The organism is Mycobacterium sp. SMC-2, assembly GCF_025263485.1.
Taxonomy (GTDB): domain Bacteria; phylum Actinomycetota; class Actinomycetes; order Mycobacteriales; family Mycobacteriaceae; genus Mycobacterium.
Window position 1 is genome coordinate 4,885,595 of record NZ_CP079863.1, and the last position, 18,750, is coordinate 4,904,344.

Annotated in this window: 10 protein-coding genes and 1 riboswitch; of the genes, 3 read left to right on the forward strand and 7 right to left on the reverse strand. The window is 69.1% G+C overall.

Features of this window, described 5'->3' with window-relative positions; all coding sequences use genetic code 11:
• The first annotated feature begins 3 nt into the window (after positions 1-3).
• The 3 genes from KXD96_RS22845 to fadD21 all read left to right on the forward strand — a co-directional run bounded on the left by KXD96_RS22845 (position 4) and on the right by fadD21 (position 5,437).
• The gene (locus tag KXD96_RS22845; RefSeq protein ID WP_260740180.1) at positions 4-1,587 is read left to right on the forward strand and encodes a CdaR family transcriptional regulator; all 1,584 of its coding nucleotides are present in this window, start codon (positions 4-6) and stop codon (positions 1,585-1,587) included.
• Between the two features lie 10 nt (positions 1,588-1,597).
• Positions 1,598-1,787, forward strand: a riboswitch (cobalamin riboswitch).
• Positions 1,788-1,932: 145 nt separating this feature from the next.
• Positions 1,933-3,579: a PPE family protein gene (locus tag KXD96_RS22850; protein WP_260740181.1), complete on the forward strand. Its 1,647-nt coding sequence runs from the start codon at positions 1,933-1,935 to the stop codon at positions 3,577-3,579.
• 121 nt (positions 3,580-3,700) lie between these two features.
• Positions 3,701-5,437 (forward strand): fatty-acid--AMP ligase FAAL21/FadD21, encoded by a 1,737-nt coding sequence (gene fadD21 / locus KXD96_RS22855; protein WP_260740183.1) that lies wholly within the window; start codon positions 3,701-3,703, stop codon positions 5,435-5,437.
• An 11-nt stretch (positions 5,438-5,448) separates the two neighbouring features.
• Here the strand turns inward: fadD21 and KXD96_RS22860 are convergent, their stop codons facing one another.
• The 7 genes from KXD96_RS22860 to fdxA form a co-directional block, all read right to left on the reverse strand.
• Positions 5,449-5,763, reverse strand: a complete 315-nt coding sequence (locus KXD96_RS22860; protein WP_260740185.1) for a DUF6955 family protein — start codon at positions 5,761-5,763, stop codon at positions 5,449-5,451.
• Positions 5,760-7,025, reverse strand: coding sequence for a sulfate adenylyltransferase (sat, locus tag KXD96_RS22865; protein ID WP_260740186.1), 1,266 nt, complete (start codon positions 7,023-7,025; stop codon positions 5,760-5,762). Before sat ends, KXD96_RS22860 begins: the two co-directional genes overlap by 4 nt.
• Positions 7,026-7,038: 13 nt before the next feature.
• Positions 7,039-7,725, reverse strand: coding sequence for an adenylyl-sulfate kinase (gene cysC, locus KXD96_RS22870; protein ID WP_260740188.1), 687 nt, complete (start codon positions 7,723-7,725; stop codon positions 7,039-7,041).
• Positions 7,726-7,895: 170 nt separating this feature from the next.
• Positions 7,896-14,222, reverse strand: coding sequence for a sulfolipid-1 biosynthesis phthioceranic/hydroxyphthioceranic acid synthase (pks2, locus tag KXD96_RS22875; RefSeq protein WP_313901669.1), 6,327 nt, complete (start codon positions 14,220-14,222; stop codon positions 7,896-7,898).
• A gap of 394 nt (positions 14,223-14,616) precedes the next feature.
• Positions 14,617-16,980 carry an APC family permease gene (locus KXD96_RS22880; protein WP_260740192.1) on the reverse strand — a complete coding sequence of 788 codons (2,364 nt, stop codon included), beginning with the start codon at positions 16,978-16,980 and terminating at the stop codon, positions 14,617-14,619.
• 95 nt (positions 16,981-17,075) lie between these two features.
• A complete protein-coding gene (gene dapC / locus KXD96_RS22885) occupies positions 17,076-18,161 on the reverse strand; it encodes a succinyldiaminopimelate transaminase (protein ID WP_260745508.1) in 1,086 nt (361 codons plus the stop codon).
• Positions 18,162-18,214: 53 nt separating this feature from the next.
• Positions 18,215-18,541: a ferredoxin gene (gene fdxA, locus KXD96_RS22890; RefSeq protein ID WP_055398945.1), complete on the reverse strand. Its 327-nt coding sequence runs from the start codon at positions 18,539-18,541 to the stop codon at positions 18,215-18,217.
• Positions 18,542-18,750: the final 209 nt, after the last annotated feature.

Genomic DNA, 18,750 nt, shown 5'->3' on the forward strand with positions numbered 1-18,750 from the left:
ACAATGGCTGGAGTGGGGCTGGGTCAGCTGTTGCTGGCGCTGGACGCGACGCTGGTCGGCCTGGTGGAGGCGCCGCGGGGCCTGGACCTTCCGGTGAGCTCGGCGGCGCTGATCGATAGCGACGATGTCCGGCTGGGCTTGGCGGCGGCCGCCGGTTCGGCCGACGTGTTCTTCCTGCTGGGAGTCGCCGACGACGAGGCGCTGCGCTGGATCGACAAACAGGTCGGCGAGCGCGTCCCGGTGGCGATCTTCGCCAAGGAGCCGTCGGCGGCGCTGGTCGGCGCGGCGGTCGGGGCCGGGTCCGCGGTGGTGGCCGTGGAGCCGCGGGCGCGCTGGGAACGGCTCTACCAGTTGGTCAATCACGTCCTGGAGCACCACGGCGATCGCGCCGACGCGACCGAAGACTCGGGCACCGACCTGTTCGGCCTGGCGCAGTCGCTGGCCGACCGCATCCACGGCATGGTCAGCATCGAAAACGCCCAATCGCGTGTGCTGGCCTATTCGGCCTCCAACGACGAAGCCGACGAGCTGCGCCGCCTTTCCATCCTGGGCCGGGCGGGACCGCCCGAGCATCTCGAATGGATCGGCCAGTGGGGCATTTTCGACGCGCTGCGGGCGAGCGATCAGGTGGTGCGCGTGGCCGAGCGTCCGGAGCTGGGCCTGCGTCCGCGGCTGGCCGTCGGGATTTACCAGCCCGCGGTGGACGCGCGGCGACCGCCGGAGTTCGCCGGCACCATCTGGGTGCAGCAGGGCGCAGTACCGCTGGCCGACGACGCCGAGGAGATGCTGCGCGGCGCGGCGGTGCTGGCCGCGCGGATCATGGCGCGGTTGGCGGCCCGGCCATCTACGCACCTGCGGCGGGTGCAGCAGCTGTTGGGCCTCGTCGACGGCGAACCCGACGTGGCCGCCGTCGCCCGCGAACTCGGCCTCGCCGCGGACGGCGCCGCGGCGCTAATCGGTTGGGACCTGGCGGACGGCGCGTCCCCTCAGACACGATTGGCCGACGTGATGGCGCTGAGCGCCAGCGCTTTCCGGCCTGACGCCCAGGTGGCCTCTCGTGGATCGCGGATCTATGTGCTGCTGCCGGCGACGCAGACCCGCTCGGCCACCTCGTGGGTCCGCGGCACCGTCGCCGCAATGCGCACCGAACTCGGGGTGCAGCTGCGGGCCGCCATCGCCGCCCCCGTCGCCGGACTGGCCGGGGTAGCCGCGGCGCGCGCCGAGCTGGACCGCGTGCTGGACAGCGCTGCGCGCCATCCTATTTCGATTCCGCAGGTGACGTCGCTGGCCGAGGCTCGCACCACCGTCTTGCTCGACGAGATCCTCACCCTGGTCGGCCGCGAGAAGCGATTGGTCGATCCGCGGATCGTTGACCTGCGCGCCCGGGAGCCGGTGCTGGCGGAGACCATGCGGGTGTATCTGGACAGCTTCGGCGACATTGCCGCCGCCGCGCAGTCGTTGCATGTCCATCCCAACACGGTTCGCTACCGCGTGCGGCGCATCGAAAAGTTGTTGTCGACGTCGCTGGCCGATCCCGAGGTGAGGCTGCTGTTTTCGCTCGGCCTGCGGGTTCTGGGCAGCGGCTGACGTTTTGCTGGTGTTTGGACACAACGGATGTAACAATGCGACCCGTAAGGTGATGACGATGCAGGAAGCCGGTGCGAATCCGGCGCGGTCCCGCCACTGTCATCGGGGAGCGACCCTCAACTGCCACGGCTGACCAGCTGGAAGGCGAGGCGAGCAGCGATCCGAGAGCCAGGACACTCGCGTCATTGCGTCCTGCGACCCGGGGCGGAGTACCCCGAGAGAGCTGTCAACGTCCATGTCACGTCCTGCATGGGTGGCCGTCGTCGTTGCCACCCGCCCCGCCGCCATCTTTTCCGATAACCCGAGCCGCACAAGCTTTTTCATCGGCCCCGAGGTGGGCGAGCGATGACCGCCCCGATCTGGCTGGCCTCGCCTCCCGAGGTGCATTCGGCGCTGCTCAGCAGCGGGCCCGGCCCCGGCCCGCTGCTGGCCGCCGCCGCGTCGTGGAGTTCGCTGAGCGCCGAATACGCCGAGGCCGCCAGTGAACTGGCCGCGCTGTTGGGCGCGCTGCAAGGCGCAGCCTGGGACGGCTCCGCCGCCCAGGCCTACGTGGCCGCGCACGCGCCCTATCTGGCGTGGCTGGTGCGGACGAGCACCGACAGCGCGGCCGCGGCCGTCCAGCACGAAACCGTGGCCATCGCCTACTCCGCGGCGCTGGCGGCCATGCCCACCCTGGCCGAGCTGGCCGCCAACCACGCCACCCATACCGCCTTGGTGGCGACGAACTTCCTTGGTCTCAACACCATTCCCATCGCGATCAACGAAGCCGACTATGCGCGGATGTGGGTGCAGGCCGCAACCGTGATGAGCACATACCAGGGCGTCGCCACCGCGGCAGTGTCCGCCGCACCGCAGACCGAACCCGCTCCGCAGATGATGAAGGCCGAGGCGCTGGCCGCCACTTCCACCCCATCGGCGTCACCCCCCGACCGGCAGAACCAGGTGCTCGAGTGGTTGCGGCAGATCGGCTTCATCGACTTCTACAACAGATACATCCAGCCCTTGATAGACCAGCTGATGAACAACCCGTTCTTCCACGCGCTGTTTTCCGGATTCGACCCGTGGCTGCCCGTTCTCGGCAATCCACTGAGCTTCCTCAACCCGTTCAACATCGCGTTTGCGCTCGGCTACCCGATGGACTTCGGTTCGTACTTCGCCTATTTGGCGCAGACCTTCTCGTTCATCGCGGCCGACCTGGCGGCGGCGTTCGCCTCCGGCAATCCCGCGACCATCGCGTGGACCCTGTTGTTCACCGCCATCGAAGCTATCGGCACGATCATCACCGATACCATCGCGCTACTGAAGACCTTGCTCGAGCAGATGATCGTGTTGATCCCGGTCATTCTTCCGCTGCTGACGGTTTCGGTGGTCCCGCTGGTGGTGCCCACCCTGGTGGGGGGTCTCGCGGGCTTGACGGGTTTGGCCGGGCTGCATGCCATCCCGGTGGTGCCGATCGTGCCGGCCCCTGCGTTCGCCCCGGTCGCGCTGGCGCCTGCCCCGCCCCCCACGCCGGCACCGGCACCGGCGCCGGCCCCGGCGCCCACAGCCGCGCCCGCCGCGGCGCCCGCACCGCCCTCACCCGGGGGCCCGCCGCCCACACCATCGGGACCACCGGTGGCAACGATGCAGGGTCTCGCCTACCTGGTCGGTGGCCTGACGGCCGATGCTCGGCGGGCGGCGAGCACCAGCGCGCGTGCGAAAAAGGCGCCGGAGCCCGACCACGCCGAGGTTCCCGCGGTGGCGCAGCCGGAGGAACAGGATTCGCACGGGCGGCGCCGGCGGGCGAAGGCCAACCAAATCGGCCGCCGCTACGAGTATCTGGACGCGGAGCCGACACCGTCGGCCCGAGGCGCGGAAGCCCTGGGGTTCGCCGGAACCCTACCGGCGCAGTCCGCCACCACGCCGGCGGGACTGACCGCGCTCGCCCACGACTCCTTCGGCGGGGGCACGCGCGCGCCGATGCTGCCAAGCACGTGGGACACCCAGCCGTGATCGGACTGCCGTACAGCGTTTTTCGCGCGGTCGGACAGGATGGCGCCCACACCCCCGCCAGCCCGAGCCGAAAACCCACGACCATCATGCGGAACCGCGGCAACGCGGTAACCTAACGGCCATGCCGAACGCGTCCGTGGTCGCCCTGCTGCGGGAACGCGCGGGTCTGCAGCCCGACGATGTCGCGTTCCGGTACACCGACTACGAGCAGGATTGGGCGGGCGTCACCGAGGCACTCACGTGGGCGCAGCTGTACCAGCGGACGCTGAACGTCGCGCACGAGGTCAAGCGACACGGCGCCGTCGGGGACCGGGCCGTGATCCTCGCTCCCCAGGGTCTGCCCTACATCGTGGCGTTCCTGGGGGCGATGCAGGCCGGGCTGATCGCGGTGCCGCTGTCGGTGCCGGCGGCCGGCACGCACGACGAACGGGTCAGCGCCGTCCTGGCCGACACCGCGCCCACCGTCGTCCTCACCACGTCCGCGGCGGCCGGTACCGTCACCGACTACATCCGGCAGCCGGCCTCTGACCCCGCCCCGGCCGTCATCGCCGTCGACGCACTGGATTTGGACGCGGGCGCACCGAGCATCCGGACCAGCGGCGCCCCCGACACGGCGTACCTGCAGTACACGTCCGGCTCGACGCGCCTGCCCGCCGGGGTCATGATCTCCCACCGGAACCTTCAGGTGAACTTCCGGCAGCTGATGGCCGACTACTTCGTCGACGTCAATGGCGTGCCGCCCCGCGAAACCGCCGTGGTGTCCTGGCTGCCCTTCTACCACGACATGGGGCTGGTGCTCGGCGTCATCGCGCCGATCCTGGGCGGCTATCGCGGTGACCTGACCAGCCCGGTCGCCTTCCTGCAGCGACCGGCGCGGTGGATCCACGCGATGTCGATCGGCGGCCCGGTGATGTCGGCGGCGCCGAATTTCGCCTTCGAGCTGGCTGTCAGCAAGACAACGGACGCCGACCTGCAGGGCGTCGACCTGGGCCACGTGCTGGGCATCATCAGCGGCGCCGAACGCATCCATCCGGCCACGCTGGACCGGTTCTCTAAACGGTTCGCCCCGTACAACTTTGACGACCGCATGATGCGCCCCTCCTACGGCCTGGCCGAGGCCACCGTGTACGTCGCCAGCCGCACCGTGCGCGGCGCCCCGCAGGTGGTGCACTTCGAACCCCAGAAGCTGTCGGAGGGCACCGCGGAACGGTGTCCGGCCCAGACCGGCTCGCCGCTGCTCAGCTACGGCATGCCGAAATCGCCGACGGTGCGGATCGTGGACCCCGACACGTGCAGAGAATGCCCGCCGGGTTCGGTCGGCGAGATCTGGGTCCACGGCGAGAACGTGGCGGGCGGCTACTGGCGGAAGCCGGAGGAGACCGAGCGCACCTTCGGCGGCATCGTCGCCGACGCGTCGCCGGGCACGCCCGAGGGGCCATGGCTGCGCACCGGCGATCTCGGCTTCGCCTCCGAGGGCGAGATGTTCATCGTGGGCCGGATGAAGGATCTTTTGATCGTCTACGGGCGCAACCACTATCCCGAGGACATCGAGTCCACCGTCCAGGTGATCACCGGGGGTCGCGTCGCGGCGATCTCCGTCGCGGTGGGCGAGACCGAGAAGCTGGTGACCATCATCGAATTGAAGAAACGCGGCGATTCCGACGAGGAGGCGCTACGCCGGTTTGCCGTCGTCAAAAACGATGTGACCGCGGCGATTTCGAGTTCGCACGGTCTGAACGTCGCCGATCTGGTGCTGGTGCCGCCGGGGTCGATTCCCACCACCACCAGCGGTAAGATCCGGCGGGCCGCCTGCGTCGAGCAGTACCGCCAGCAGCAGTTCACCCGGTTGGACGCCTGAGCGCCCTACCGTCAGCACTGCGCTTCGGCAAGGAAGCGGTCCACCACGTCAGGACCCGTGGAGCGCAGCGCGATCGACAGCTCCAGGAGCCGATCCTTGACCTTCTTGGGCAGCAGTTCGATGGACTTGGTGGTGGCCGAGTCGTATTTTGCTCCCGGAAAACGTTGCAGGACAACGTTCTTCTGCTCCTCCGTGGTGTGGATCTCCAGAAGCCGCATACCGGCGAAAGCCTCCTTCGCCGAGTCGGCCATTCCCGCGTCCGCCAGCGCCTCGAGCCGTTCCTCGTTGATCCACACGTTGACCTTGATCTTCGTCTCGCCGCTCATGATCGGGCTTCCTCCAAGGGGTTCAGCGTGAAGACGGGCAGCCGGTCCGCCAGGTACTGCTCGGTGACGAACGGCGATCCCTGGCCGTATTCGGCGGCGGCGGCAAGCACCACCTCGAACACCTCGTGCCGCATGACCTGCTGGGTGGGCTTCACCTCGTCGGTCAGAATGCTTCTGATCAGGCTTCCGCTGAAACTCTGCGCCTTGGAGTCGTGACCGCACAGCGCCGAATTGGTCACTTCCCGGCATTCCGGGCAGTACCAGTTCTCCCGCAGGAAGACCGGTTTGATGCCCAGTTCCGACCGGTGTTCCTGAAGAAGGTCTTGGGAGTCGTAGGGGTGGTAGAAGTCGCCGACGCCGGCGTGGTCGCGCCCGAACATGTGGTGCGTGCAGCCGAGGTTGGTCCGCAGGATTGCGTGGAAGATCGCCTCCCGCGGCCCCGCGTATCGCATGTCCCACAGCGTGAAGGTCACCTTGTGGATCTCCTCGCGGAAGTACCCGCTGGTCCTCAGCGCGTCCTGCGCCAAAAGGATTGCCTCGTCGATGTAGTCGCCGACCCGCTTCTGCCCGATGATCGCGTTGACCAGCACGCCCGCGTTCAGGGTGTCGACGGGCTGGTCCTCGTTGGCGGCCAACCACGCCTGCTTCATCAGCGCCTCGTGGCCGGTGTGTGGCACGTTGCGGGTCTGATGGGCGACGACGTTTTTCCAGTTCTTTTCCGCGAGCGCGTCCAGGTGTTGCCTGGGGGTGAGCCAGAAACTCTTGAACGGCTCGTTGAAAACCGGCTCATTGATGAGTGTGACGTCCCCGGCGACGAACCGGTTCTCATACGCCAGTGTCTTCTTGACGCCCGGGTGTCGCGGATCCGTTGTGCCGTAGGTCTTTTCCGCCAGGCGTTGCAGGTCGTACTTGTAGATCTCGGTGACGTCGAGGATGGCCATCGGGGTCCCGAGATATTCGAGGACCACGCTGCCGCCCTCGGTGATGTCCAGCCGCTCGATGTCGTCTTCGGAAATGTCGAACACGATCGGGATGCTCCACAGCGTCCCGTCCGGCAGCGCCAACTTGTCCAGCGTGGTGTCGACCTCTTGCCGGCCCATGAACCCGGTCAGCGGTGTGAAGAACCCGTAGGAAAGGCTGATGACCTCGTGCGCGGTGGCCTTCGAGATGGGGACGCGCGGAAGCCCTTTGATCTGTCCGGCCGCGTCGTCCGTAAACACTCTTTCCACGATCGGTTTCCCATTGTGACCGTGATAGTCCATCCCATGACCTCGCTTAGCGGTGTGTGTCAGGCCCTTGGCAGGCAGTTGCGCGGGCGGGGACAACGCCCGCCGTCTCGAGATAAAAGATCACTTCCTCGGCCAGCGTGTCCGCATCCTTCGTGCTGCCCTCGAGCCGCAACTCCGGGCTCAGCGGGGCTTCGTAGGGATCGTCGATTCCGGTGAATCCCCGGATCTCACCTGCCCGGGCCTTCTTGTACAGCCCCTTCGGATCACGCTGCTCACAGATCTCTATCGGGGTGTCGACGAAGATCTCGAAGAAATCGCCGTCGCCGAGGGTGGCGCGGACAGCGTCGCGGTCGCGCCGGTACGGGCTGATGAAGGCCGTCACGGAGACCACGCCGGCATCGCAGAACAACTTCGCGACCGCCCCGAGGCGCCGGATGTTCTCCTCACGGTCCTCGGCGGAGAATCCCAGGCCGAACCGCTTGGCGAAATCGGTTCCGTGGCGCTCTTGCAGAAGGTTGGGCCCGGCGTTGAGCCCGTGGCGGACGTTGTCCCCGTCCAGCAGGTAGCTCCGCACGCCGCGGTCGTACAGCTTCCGCTCGACGATGTTCGCGATCGTGCTTTTACCGCTGGCGCTCAGCCCGGTGAACCAGATGACACAGCCCTTGTGGCCGTTGAGCCGTTCGCGTGCCTCGCGAGAGATGTGGTGCTCGTGCCACGTGATGTTGTCGGACATCCTCAGCTCCTCGCAGGGCCCCACCGCGCTCATGCGTTGACACGCCTGCAACACCCATGCGCGGCATGGCTCGCAGTGAAAACGGACTTTACGCAGTCTACAAGTAAAGATGGTCAATTTAGGGCGGGTTTAGCCTACCCGGGGTTGCCCGGCAGGCCCCGCGGCTGCGGTCAGGATGCCGGCGATGCCGCTTGGGATGCGGCCAGCTCGTCGCACAGGTGCTCCGCCAGATCACGAACCGTGGTGATCTTGGTGGGGCTGATGCGCACACCCGTTTCGGTTTCGATGCGGGTTCGCAGCTCCAGATTGCCGAGCGAATCCAGCCCATAGTCGGACAGCGGACGATCCGGATCGATTGTGCGCCGCAGCAATAGACTGATCTGGCCGGACACCAGGCGACGGATGGCGCTGGGCCATTCCTCGCGCGGCAGCGCATTGAGTTCGGCCAGGAATTTGCCCGTGTCCCGGTTGCCGTGCCCCATCGACTGGAACGCCTCCGCGAAGCGGCTGCGTTGGGCGAACGAGGTCAGCCAGGGCGTTCCCATGAGCGGCGCGTAGCCGGAGTAGGGGCGGTCGTGGCGCAGCAGGGATTCGAACGCGTAATACCCCTCCGAAGGCTTGATCGCGATGCCGGCCTCTTCCGCCAGGGCCGTCGCGCGCCCGACCTGGGACCATGCGCCCCAGGCGATCGCGCTACCCGGCAGCCCCTGGGCGCGGCGCCAGTGAGCGAACGCGTCCAACCAGCTGTTGGCCGCCGCGTACGCGCCCTGCCCCGGGGAGCCGACCAGCGCGGCGGCCGAGGAAAACGAGCAGAACCAGTCCAGCGGCTGCCCGGCTTTTCGTTCCCGCAAGGCTTGATGCAGGTTCCACGCGCCGTAAACCTTTGGCGCCCAGCACCGGTCGATGAGCTCGTCGGTGACGTTGGTCAGCGTGGCGTCCTCGACGACCGCCGCCGCGTGCAGCACCCCGCGTACCGGCAGACCCGTGGCCGTCGCGCAGGCCACCAGGCGTTCGGCCGTGCCGGGCTCGGCGATGTCGCCACACTCCACCGCGACGTCGGCCCCACCGGCGCGCAGACGCTCGATGGCCTGCCGTGCGTGCCCGTCGGGCGCCGAGCGGGAGTTGAGCACGATCCGTCCGGCACCTCGAGAGGCCATCTCACCGGCCAAGAACAGCCCCAGGCCGCCGAGACCGCCCGTGACGATGTAGGCGCCGTCGGCGCGGAACGGCCGCACCTGCTCCGGGGGGACCGCGGCGACACTGCGTCCCGCGCGCGGCACGTCGAGCACCACCTTGCCGGTGTGCCCGGCGGCGCCGACCAGGCGGACCGCGGCGGCCGCGTCGTGGATCGGGTAGTGCGTGGTGCGCGGCAGCGCGAGCTCGCCGTCGGCCGTGCGTTGGTAGACGGTGGTCAGCAGGCGGCGAACCGTCTCGGGGTGGCTGAACGTCAGCAACGCGAGGTCGACCGCGAACAGGGACAGGTTACGGCGGAACGGGAACAGCCCAAGATGCGTGTCGCGGTAGATGTCCCGCTTGCCCAGTTCGATGAATCGCCCACCGAAGGCCAGCAACTCGATTCCCGCGCGCTGCGCCGCGCCGGGCAGGGAGTTGAGCACCACGTCGACGCCGTATCCGCCGGTGTCGCGGCGGATCTCATCTGCGAACTTCGCGCTGCGCGAGTCGTACACGTGCTCAATCCCCATGTCCCGCAGCAGTTGCCGGCGCTGGGGGCTGCCCGCGGTCGCAAAGATCTCGCAGCCCGCGGCCCTGGCGATCGCGATGGCCGCCTGCCCGACGCCTCCGGTGCCGGAGTGGATCAGCACCTTGTCGGTCGGCGCGATGCGGGCCAGGTCATGCAGGCCGTACCAGGCGGTCGCCGAGGCGGTGGGCACGGCGGCGGCGTCTTCCGGCGCCATGCCGGGCGGGAGGCTGACGGCGTGCCGGGCGTCGGCGATGACGAAGGTGCCCCAGCAGCCGTTGCGGGACAGGCCGCCGACGCGGTCGCCCACTTTGTGCTCGGTGACGTCCGGGCCGACGGCGGTCACCACACCGGCGAAGTCGCCGCCCAATTGTTGTTGGTAGCCCTCGAAGGTGGGGTAGCGACCGAAGGCGACCAGCACATCGGCGAAGTTGACGGTCGTCGCGGCGACGGCGACCTCGATCTCCCCCGGCCCCGGCGGCACGCGGTCGAACGCGGTGAACTCCAGCGATTCGAGGTCGCCCGGGGTGCGGATCTGCAGGCGCATGCCGTCCCGCTCATGATCGACGACCGTGGTTTGCCGTTCGGCCGGGCGCAGCGGGCCGGGCCGCAGCCGCGCGGTGTACCACTGCCCGTCGCGCCACGCGGTCTCGTCTTCTTCCGAGCCGCTCTTGAGTTGCAGCGCGACGTGATCGGGTCCGGTCGAACCGTCGACGTCGATTTGGGTGGCGCTCAGGTGCGGGTGCTCGGAATCGATCACCCGCAACAGCCCGCGCAGCCCGGTCTGCTCGAGGTTGACCACATCACCGGCGGCCACGTTCGCCGCGTTCCTGGTCACCACGAAGAGCCGGGGCGACTGACCGGGCAGCTCGGAGAGCTCACGGGCGATGGCCACCACGTGCGACACGTAGTCGCGGCCGCGCCGCGTTTGGTCGGCACCCCCGGCCCGCTGTGCGGTCACCACGACGACACCGGTCAGGCCCTTGAGCGGCCCGTGCCCATTGGAGGCGGCCAAACCGCCGCCGGACAGCAGCGTGCGCAGCTGGGCGGTTTGCGCCGACCCGAGCGGCAGGGACATCGTGGTGCATTGCGCGCCATCGGAATTCAACGCCTCGCCCAGTTGCGCCGTCAGCGAATCCGTCACGTCGCACGCGCTGAGCAGCAGCCACCACCCCGGCTCGGCACCGGACGGGTCCGGGAGTTGACGGGGCTCCCATTCGACGGTCAACAACCGCTCGTTGAGCAGCCGGTGCGCCTGCTCGCGCTCGGAGACCCCGCCGGCCAGCCGCAGCCCCTCGACGGTGAGCAGCACGGCGCCGGACGGGTCCAACACGTCGATGTCGGCTTCACACTCGCCGGGGCCGGACGACGTCACCCGGGCGAGGCAGTATTGCGCGTTGCGCGCCGAGGAATGGCTGCGCAGCCGGCGCACGCCGACGGGCAACAGCAGGCCGCCCGCGCTCGCCCGCTGCACCACGGGATGCACGACCACCGACTGGAAGCACGCGTCGAGCAGGGCGGGGTGGACGGTGTAGCCGGACTGCTGCGAGCGGATCGCCCCGGGCAGCGCGACCTCGGCGAGCACCGTGGCGGCGTCCCCGTCGGCGACGAGCGCGGCGGCCAGACCCGAGAAGGCCGGGCCGTACTGAATCCCGATCGCGTCGAAGGCCTTTCGCAATTCGGCCCCGTCCATGCCGGACGGGTGATTGGCGATCAGCGTGGCCATGTCGTGGGCGGGCGGCTGATCCGGCCCGGCCTCGTCCGTTTCTTCCGGGGCGCGCAGGACCGCGCCCGCCCGGCGAACGCGTTCGCCGTCCTCGTGGGTGTCCACGGTGAACTCGAGAACACCGGGCGCGGCGACCGTCGCGGCCGAGGATGCCCGCGTCTGGCCGTCCAGCAACAGCGTCTGCTCGAAGGTGATGTCTGCGACCTCGGACCGGTCGCCGAGGGCGGCGCGCGCGGCGGCCAGCGCCATCTCGCAGTAGGCGGCGCCGGGAAGCGCTGCCACGTGGTGGATTTGGTGGTCGCCGAGCCATGGGTGCGCCTCGGTGCCGACGTCGCCCTGCCAGACGTGGCGCTCGGGTTCCTCGAGCAGGTGCACGTGCGCACCGAGCAGGGGATGGACGGCCTGGACCGAGGCGCCGTGCGCCTGCTCCACCGACTCGCGGCTGAGCATCAGCCTGCGGCGGGTCCACGTCGGGAGCGGGGCGTCGAGCAGGCGACCCGTCGGGTACTGCACCGAGAAGTCGACCGCCGCACCGGCGCTGTGCACGTCGGCGACGAAACCGCGCAAGCCGGCCGGCAACTCCTGCTCCCGGCGCATGGCCGCCAGCGCCACGATGGGCATGTCCAGGCTGGCGGCGTTCTGCTCGACGGCGTGGGTGAGCAGCGGATGCGGCGCCAACTCCCCGAAGACGCGGAAACCGTCCTTGAGGGCCGCCTGCACGGCCGCCGCGAATCGCACTGTGTAGCGCAGGTTTTCGGCCCAGTAGTCACCGGTGAACGACGGCCGTTCGCGGGGGTTCCACAGCGTCGCCGAGTAGTAGGGGACTTCCGGCTCCCTCGGCTCGAGTCCGGCGAGTGCCTCGATGAGTTCGTCGAGGATCGGCTCCACCTGCGGTGAGTGCGAGGCCACGTCCACCGCCACCTCGCGCGCCATCACATCCTGCTCCTGCCAGGCCGCGACCAGGTCCCGAATCGCCTGCGCGTCGCCGCCGACGACCGTCGACGTGGGTGAGGCGACGACGGAGAGGACGACGTCGGTAATGCCGCGAATGGACAGTTCCGACAGCACCTGTTGGCCGGGCAGTTCCACCGACGCCATGGCGCCGCTGCCGGCGATCCGCACCATCAGCCTCGAGCGCCGGCAGATGACACGCACCCCGTCTTCCAGCGACAGACCGCCGGCGACGACCGCCGCCGCGGATTCACCCAGCGAATGCCCGATCACGGCGCCCGGACGCACCCCATAGGACTTCATCGCCTCGGCCAGCGCGACCTGCATCGCGAAGATCGTCGGCTGCACCCGGTCGATGCCGGTCACTACCTCCGGCACCGACATCGCCTCGGTGACCGAGAACCCCGATTCCGCCGCGATCAGCGGCTCCATCGCGGCGATCGTCGCGGCGAACACCGGCTCGCGCGCCAGCAGTTCGGCGCCCATACGCGACCACTGCGAACCCTGCCCGGAGAACACCCACACCGGGCCGCGGTCGTCCTGCCCGACGGCGGGCCCGTACGGGATGTCGCTGTCGGCGACGCCGCGCAGGGCCGCGCTCAGTTCGCCGAAGTTGCTCGCCGACACCACGGTTCGCACCGGCCGGTGTGCGCGGCGGCGCGCCAGCGTGTAGCCGAGGTCCCGCAGGCCCGTGTCACCGGCGTGCTCGTCGACCCAAGCGGCCAGCCGGGCGGCGGTGACGCGCAGTTGCTCCGCGGAGGTGGCCGATACCGGAAACAACAACGCCCCGCCGAGGTTCGGCGCGGCCGTCGGCTCGGCGGGCGCATGTTCCGGTGCCTGTTCTAGAACGGCGTGCACGTTGGTGCCGGACATCCCGTACGACGACACCGCCGCGCGCCGCGGGTGCCGGCCGTCGGTGGGCCACGGCGTGTTGGCCTGCGGCACGAACAGTTCCGTCTCGATCCGGGCGATCTCGTCGGGCAGGCGGGTGAAGTGCAGGTTCCGCGGCACCGTGCCGTGCTGCAGGGCAAGGATCGCCTTCATCAACCCCAGCGGTCCGGAGGTTGACTGCAGGTGCCCGAAGTTCGTCTTCACCGAACCCAGCGCGCAGGGCCCCCCGGTTCCGTACACGGCGGCCAGGCTCGAGTATTCGATCGGGTCCCCCACTGGGGTGCCGGTCCCGTGCGCCTCGACGAAGCCGACCGTGGTGGCGTCGACGCCGGCGACATCCAGGGCCTTTTGGTAGACGGCCACCTGGGCGGTCTCCGAGGGCGCCGCGATGCTCACGGTGCGGCCGTCCTGGTTGGCGGCGGTGCCGCGCAGTACGGCCAGGACGCGGTCCCGGTCGCGTTGCGCGTCGTCGAGCCGCTTGAGCAGCAACATGACGCAGCCCTCGCCCGACACGAAGCCGTCCGCCTGCGCGTCGAAGGCGTGGCAGCGGCCGGTCGGCGACAGCATGCCCTGCAGCGATCCCGAGACGGACTTCCGCGGCTCCAGGGTCACGACGACGCCGCCGGCCAGCGCGAGATCGCTTTCACCGCTGTTCAGGCTGCCGCAGGCCTGGTGGACGGCCATCAACCCCGACGAGCACGCGGTGTCCACGGTGACCGCCGGGCCGTGCAGACCGAGGGTGTAGGCGACCCGCCCCGACGCGAAGCTGTTGCTGGTGCCGGTGAATCCGTACGGGCCCTCGGCGGCGCCGCAGTCGGCGGACAGCAGTTCGTAGTCGCCGTGCGTCAGCCCGACGAAGACGCCGGTCTGTGAGCGGGACAGGCCGGCGGGATCGAGGCCCGCGTGCTCGATGGCGTCCCAGGACGTTTCCAGCAGCAGGCGGTGTTGCGGGTCGATCGCGGTGGCTTCGCGCTCGGTCATGCCGAAGAAATCGCAGTCAAAGCCGCCGACGTCGTCCAGGAAGGCCCCCCACCGCGTCACCGAGCGGCCGGGCACGCCGGGTTCGGGGTCGTAGTACAGGTCCGCGTCCCACCGGTCGGCGGGAATCTCCCCCACGAAATCGTCGCCGCGCAACAATGCCTCCCACAGCTGTTGCGGAGAATCGATGCCGCCGGGAAGTCGGCAGGCCATACCGATGACGGCAACGGGTGTGGCAGTTGCGGCACGCAATGTGTGCGGTCCCCTGTTCTCGCCCAACGGCGTTGGGCGGTCGGCGGCCATAACGCTCAGCAGAGCCCCCCTGTGCGCATCGGCGCGCACCATCTCTAACGCATTCGGGCTCAGGATTCGTATGTGCGGGTGTCAGCTTACCGACCTAACCCCCTCAGCTTAGCCGGTCGGGGCAATATCGCCGCGCGCCAAGTTTCGCGGTGAACCGCCGTGAAACCCATGTTGGGACTTTGAGATCCACAATTCGTCCGGCACTGCGTCGACGCTCGTGACGCCCGGATGGCGCCGTAGGAATACGGACCCACCGGGAATCGCTCGCCAGTTCCGCCCACGGCGCGACCCGGGCCGACCGCACAGTGCCGAAACCCTCTCGCCCGCAGCTCGATTCGGGAGGTTACGTGGTGCCCCTGTCCCCGGATTCGCCGGACTCGACGACCTTCGCGGGGTCCTCGATCACGTGATACACCGGATCGACCATGGATATGGGCCGGTTGCCCATCTGGCGGGCCTTTCCGGTGATCCTCAAGACCTGGCCGGGCTGGATGTCGGCGCCGCCATGGCCGGGGCGGAAGGTGATCTTCATTTCCCCGCTGTTGTCCCCGATGACGACCTGCCGAAAGGTGCGCCCGCGGTCGGTGACGTCCTCGACCTCGTTGACCCGCCCTTCGACGGTGGCCCGTTGCCCCGAGATCAGGCCGGCCACCAGGATCACCGACGCCGGCCGCTCGGGGTGCTCGTAGGCTTCCACCTTCTCGTCCTCGCCGCGGGACACCCACGCTTCGAGCTTGTCGATCTCCTGCGCGATCCGCTGCTCGAAGGTGTCGGGGTAGGCCTCCTTGATGCGCGATTCCACGTCGTAGGGCACGATCGTCGCCGCCGCATCGGGGATCAGGCTCACCGCGCGGGAGATCTTGTCCGCGGTGCGGTCATGCAGCAGCCGGCCCAGCAGCCGCGCGAACGTCCGGCGCGGCAGCAGCACGGTTACGTTGGTGCGCGGTTGGTCCTCGCGCGCCTTGGCGACCAGTAGCTGCGCGGCCCGGCTGACCCGCCGGTCGGGGCAGTCCACCACCCGCAGCGGGGTGTCGAGATCGAAGTGATCCCAGCGCTTGCGCAGTTGCGCGGCGTGGGCCGGGTCGACCATGAAATGCACCGCGGTCAGTTCGTCGGCGCGCAATCCCTTGCCGTAGCGCAACGCTTCGATCACCGCCAGGTCGACCGAGTCGACGAACACGAACACCCGATGGTGCGCGTACTTCACCAACTCCGGGCGGTCGGTGCGGAACATCTCGAGAATGGCTGCCTCGGCGCGGTATTCGCGGTTCAGCCGCATCAGCATGAACACCAGCAAGGGGAACACGACGACCACCAGCCAGGCGCCCTCGGTGAATTTGGCCACCGCGAAGATGCCGACCACGATCGTCGACAGGATCGCCGCGGACAGGTTGATCGCCAGGCGGCGGCGCCATGCCGGTTCGCGGTGCGTCAGATGGTGTCTGGTCATCCCGTAGCCGGCCATCGAGAACCCCGTGAACACCCCGATCGCGTAGAACGGGACCAGCGCGCTCACCGAGCCGCCGGTCACCACCAGCAACACCACCGACAGCGCCGTCAGGGTGATGATGCCGTTCGAAAAGACCAGGCGGTGCCCGCGTTTGGTGAGCTGGCGCGGCAGGAAGCGGTCCTCGGCGACGAAACTGGCCAGCGCCGGGAATCCGTTGAAACTGGTGTTCGCGCCGGTGAACAGGATGGCGGCGGTCGCGGCCTGGACCAGAACGAAGAAGACGTCGCCGATCACGCCGCTTCCGAAGACGGCGCGGCCGATCTGCGACAGCACCGACGGGTATTCGGTGAGATGCGGCGTCGCGTGCGTGACGTGCGCCAGGTAGGCGACGCCGGCCAGCAGCAGGCCCAGGATCGTGGCCATGGCGGTGAGCACCCGGCGCGCGTTGCGTCCCTGGGGCTTTCGGAAGTAATCGACCGTATTGGAGATCGCCTCCACCCCCGTCAGCGACGAACCCCCGTTGGCGAACGCGCGCAGCAACACCAAAATGGTGGCACCGAGCACCAACCCGTTGCCCTGGTGGACCGGCACGGTGCCGGCCATGCGCGCGGGATCGTAAACCGGCAGATTCCCCATAGCCGCGCGAATCACGCCGACCACGATGGTCAGGCCGACCATGACGATGAAGGAGTAGGTCGCCACCGCGAACGGCAGGCCCGCCTCCTTCAGGCCACGCAGGTTCGCGTAGCAGATGACAAGCACCACACCGACCGTGAGTTCGAGGCTGTACGGGCCCAGGGCGGGGATCGCCGAGACCACCGCCACGGTCCCGGCCGCCGCCTGCACCGCGACGGTCACCACGTAGTCGATCAGCAGCGCGGCGGCGGCGATCTGCGCCACCCGGGGCCCGAAATTGTCGCGCGCGACGATGTAGGAGCCGCCCGCCCGGGTGTAGGCCATCACCACCTGCCGATACGAGGCGGCCACCAGCACCAGGATCAGCAGGATGACACCGGTGATGGGAAGCAGCAGCAGGAAGGCGGCCAGCCCGGCGTGTGGCAGCAGTTCGATCAGGATCTGCTCCGGACCGTAGGCGACGGATGACACCGCGTCCGGCGAAAGGGCCCCCAGTGCAACCCCATTCGACAATTTCTCGGCGGCGATGTCCTCGGTGATGAGGGGCTTTCCCAGGAACACCCGCTTGACGATGTCCCCGACGGACAGGGGGATGCGCAGCTTGCCGGCCGACGTCGTCACGACCACCGTCCTTACCCGAGGTTGAGCGGGCGAAACACCTCCGATGCATTGTGCACGTTCGGCGCCGCGACGGGCGGGCAACCGGTGGGTGCCGGCTAGGCGAGCCGCCGCACCGCGGCGGCGATCCGCTCGTCGGTGGCCGTCAACGCGATCCGCACGTGTCGCGCGCCGCGCGGACCGTAGAAGTGCCCGGGCGCCACCAGGATGCCGCGTTCGGCCAGCCAGCGGACGCTGTCGCCGCACGACTCGCCGCGCGTGGCCCACAGGTAGAGGCCGGCTTCGGAGTGCTCGATGGCGAATCCGGCCGCGCGCAGCGCCGGCAGCAACGCGGCCCGCCGCCGTTCGTAGCGCTCCCGCTGCGCCCGCTCGTGCGCGTCGTCGTCCAGGGCGGCGACCATGGCCGCCTGCACCGGCGTCGGCACCATCATCCCGGCGTGTTTGCGCACCGCCAGTAGCTCGGCCACCAGATCGGGGTCACCGGCGACGAATCCGGCCCGGTAACCGGCCAGCGACGAGCTCTTCGACAGCGAGTGGATCGCAAGCAGCCCGCCATGGTCGCCGTCGCAGACCGACGGATGCAGGATCGACAGCGGTTGGGCCTCCCAGCCCAGGCCCAGGTAACACTCGTCGGAAGCCACGACGCTGCCCCGCTCGCGCGCCCAGCCGACCACTTTGCGCAGGTGGTCGACACCCAGCACGCGCCCGGTCGGGTTGCTCGGGGAGTTGAGGTAGACCAGCGCCGGCGATTGCGGGCCCAACTGGGTCAACGAATCGGCCCGCAGCACCGTCGCCCCGGCCAGCCGGGCCCCGACGTCGTAGGTCGGATACGCCAGCTCGGGCACCACGATGCCATCCGCGGGCCCCAGCCCCAGCAGGGTCGGGAGCCACGCGATGAGCTCCTTGGTGCCGATCACCGGCAACACGTCGGCCTCGGCCAGCCCGGTGACACCGAAGCGGCGGCCCAGCGCGGCGACCGCCGCTTGACGCAGTCGCGGGGTGCCGGCGGTGGCGGGATATCCGGGCGCGGACCCGGCGGCCGCCAGCGCCTCCTGTATCACCGGCGCGACCGGGTCGACCGGAGTCCCCACGGACAGGTCGACGATCCCGTCGGGATGGGAGCCGGCCAGCGCTTTGGCGTCGGCCAGGGTGTCCCAGGGGAACTCCGGCAGGGACGCCGACACCCGCCCGCGTGCGGCGCGCGGCCTCACCCCGGGCTGCTGCAGCACCGGCTCGCTCAGTCGCCCTCGCCCTGCGGCGGCAGATCCTTGACCACCTGCGGGTCGTTCTCGGTCATGCCGACCTTGGCGGCGCCGCCCGGCGATCCCAGCTCGGTGAAGAAGTCGGCGTTGATCTGCGTGTACTGGCTCCACTGCTCGGGCACATCGTCTTCGTAGTAGATGGCCTCCACCGGGCAGACCGGCTCGCACGCCCCGCAGTCGACGCACTCGTCCGGGTGGATGTAGAGCATCCGCGCGCCTTCGTAGATGCAGTCGACCGGGCACTCCTCGATGCATGCCTTGTCTTTGATGTCGACACAGGGCTCGGCGATCGTGTAGGTCACAGACGTCTCCTCCATGTACTACTTCGGTGTGGGCTGCTCTTCGGCTCGCGCCAGGTGCACTCGGCCGCTCCAGACAAAGCTTTCGGTTACTGATACTAGACGTAGCACATACAGGTCAACTACTTGGCACGCCCGTTAAATCAACGATCTAAGACTGCCAGTCTCGCACCCTGCGACCCGGGTCGCTTTCGCGGAGGGCGAACAGGGTC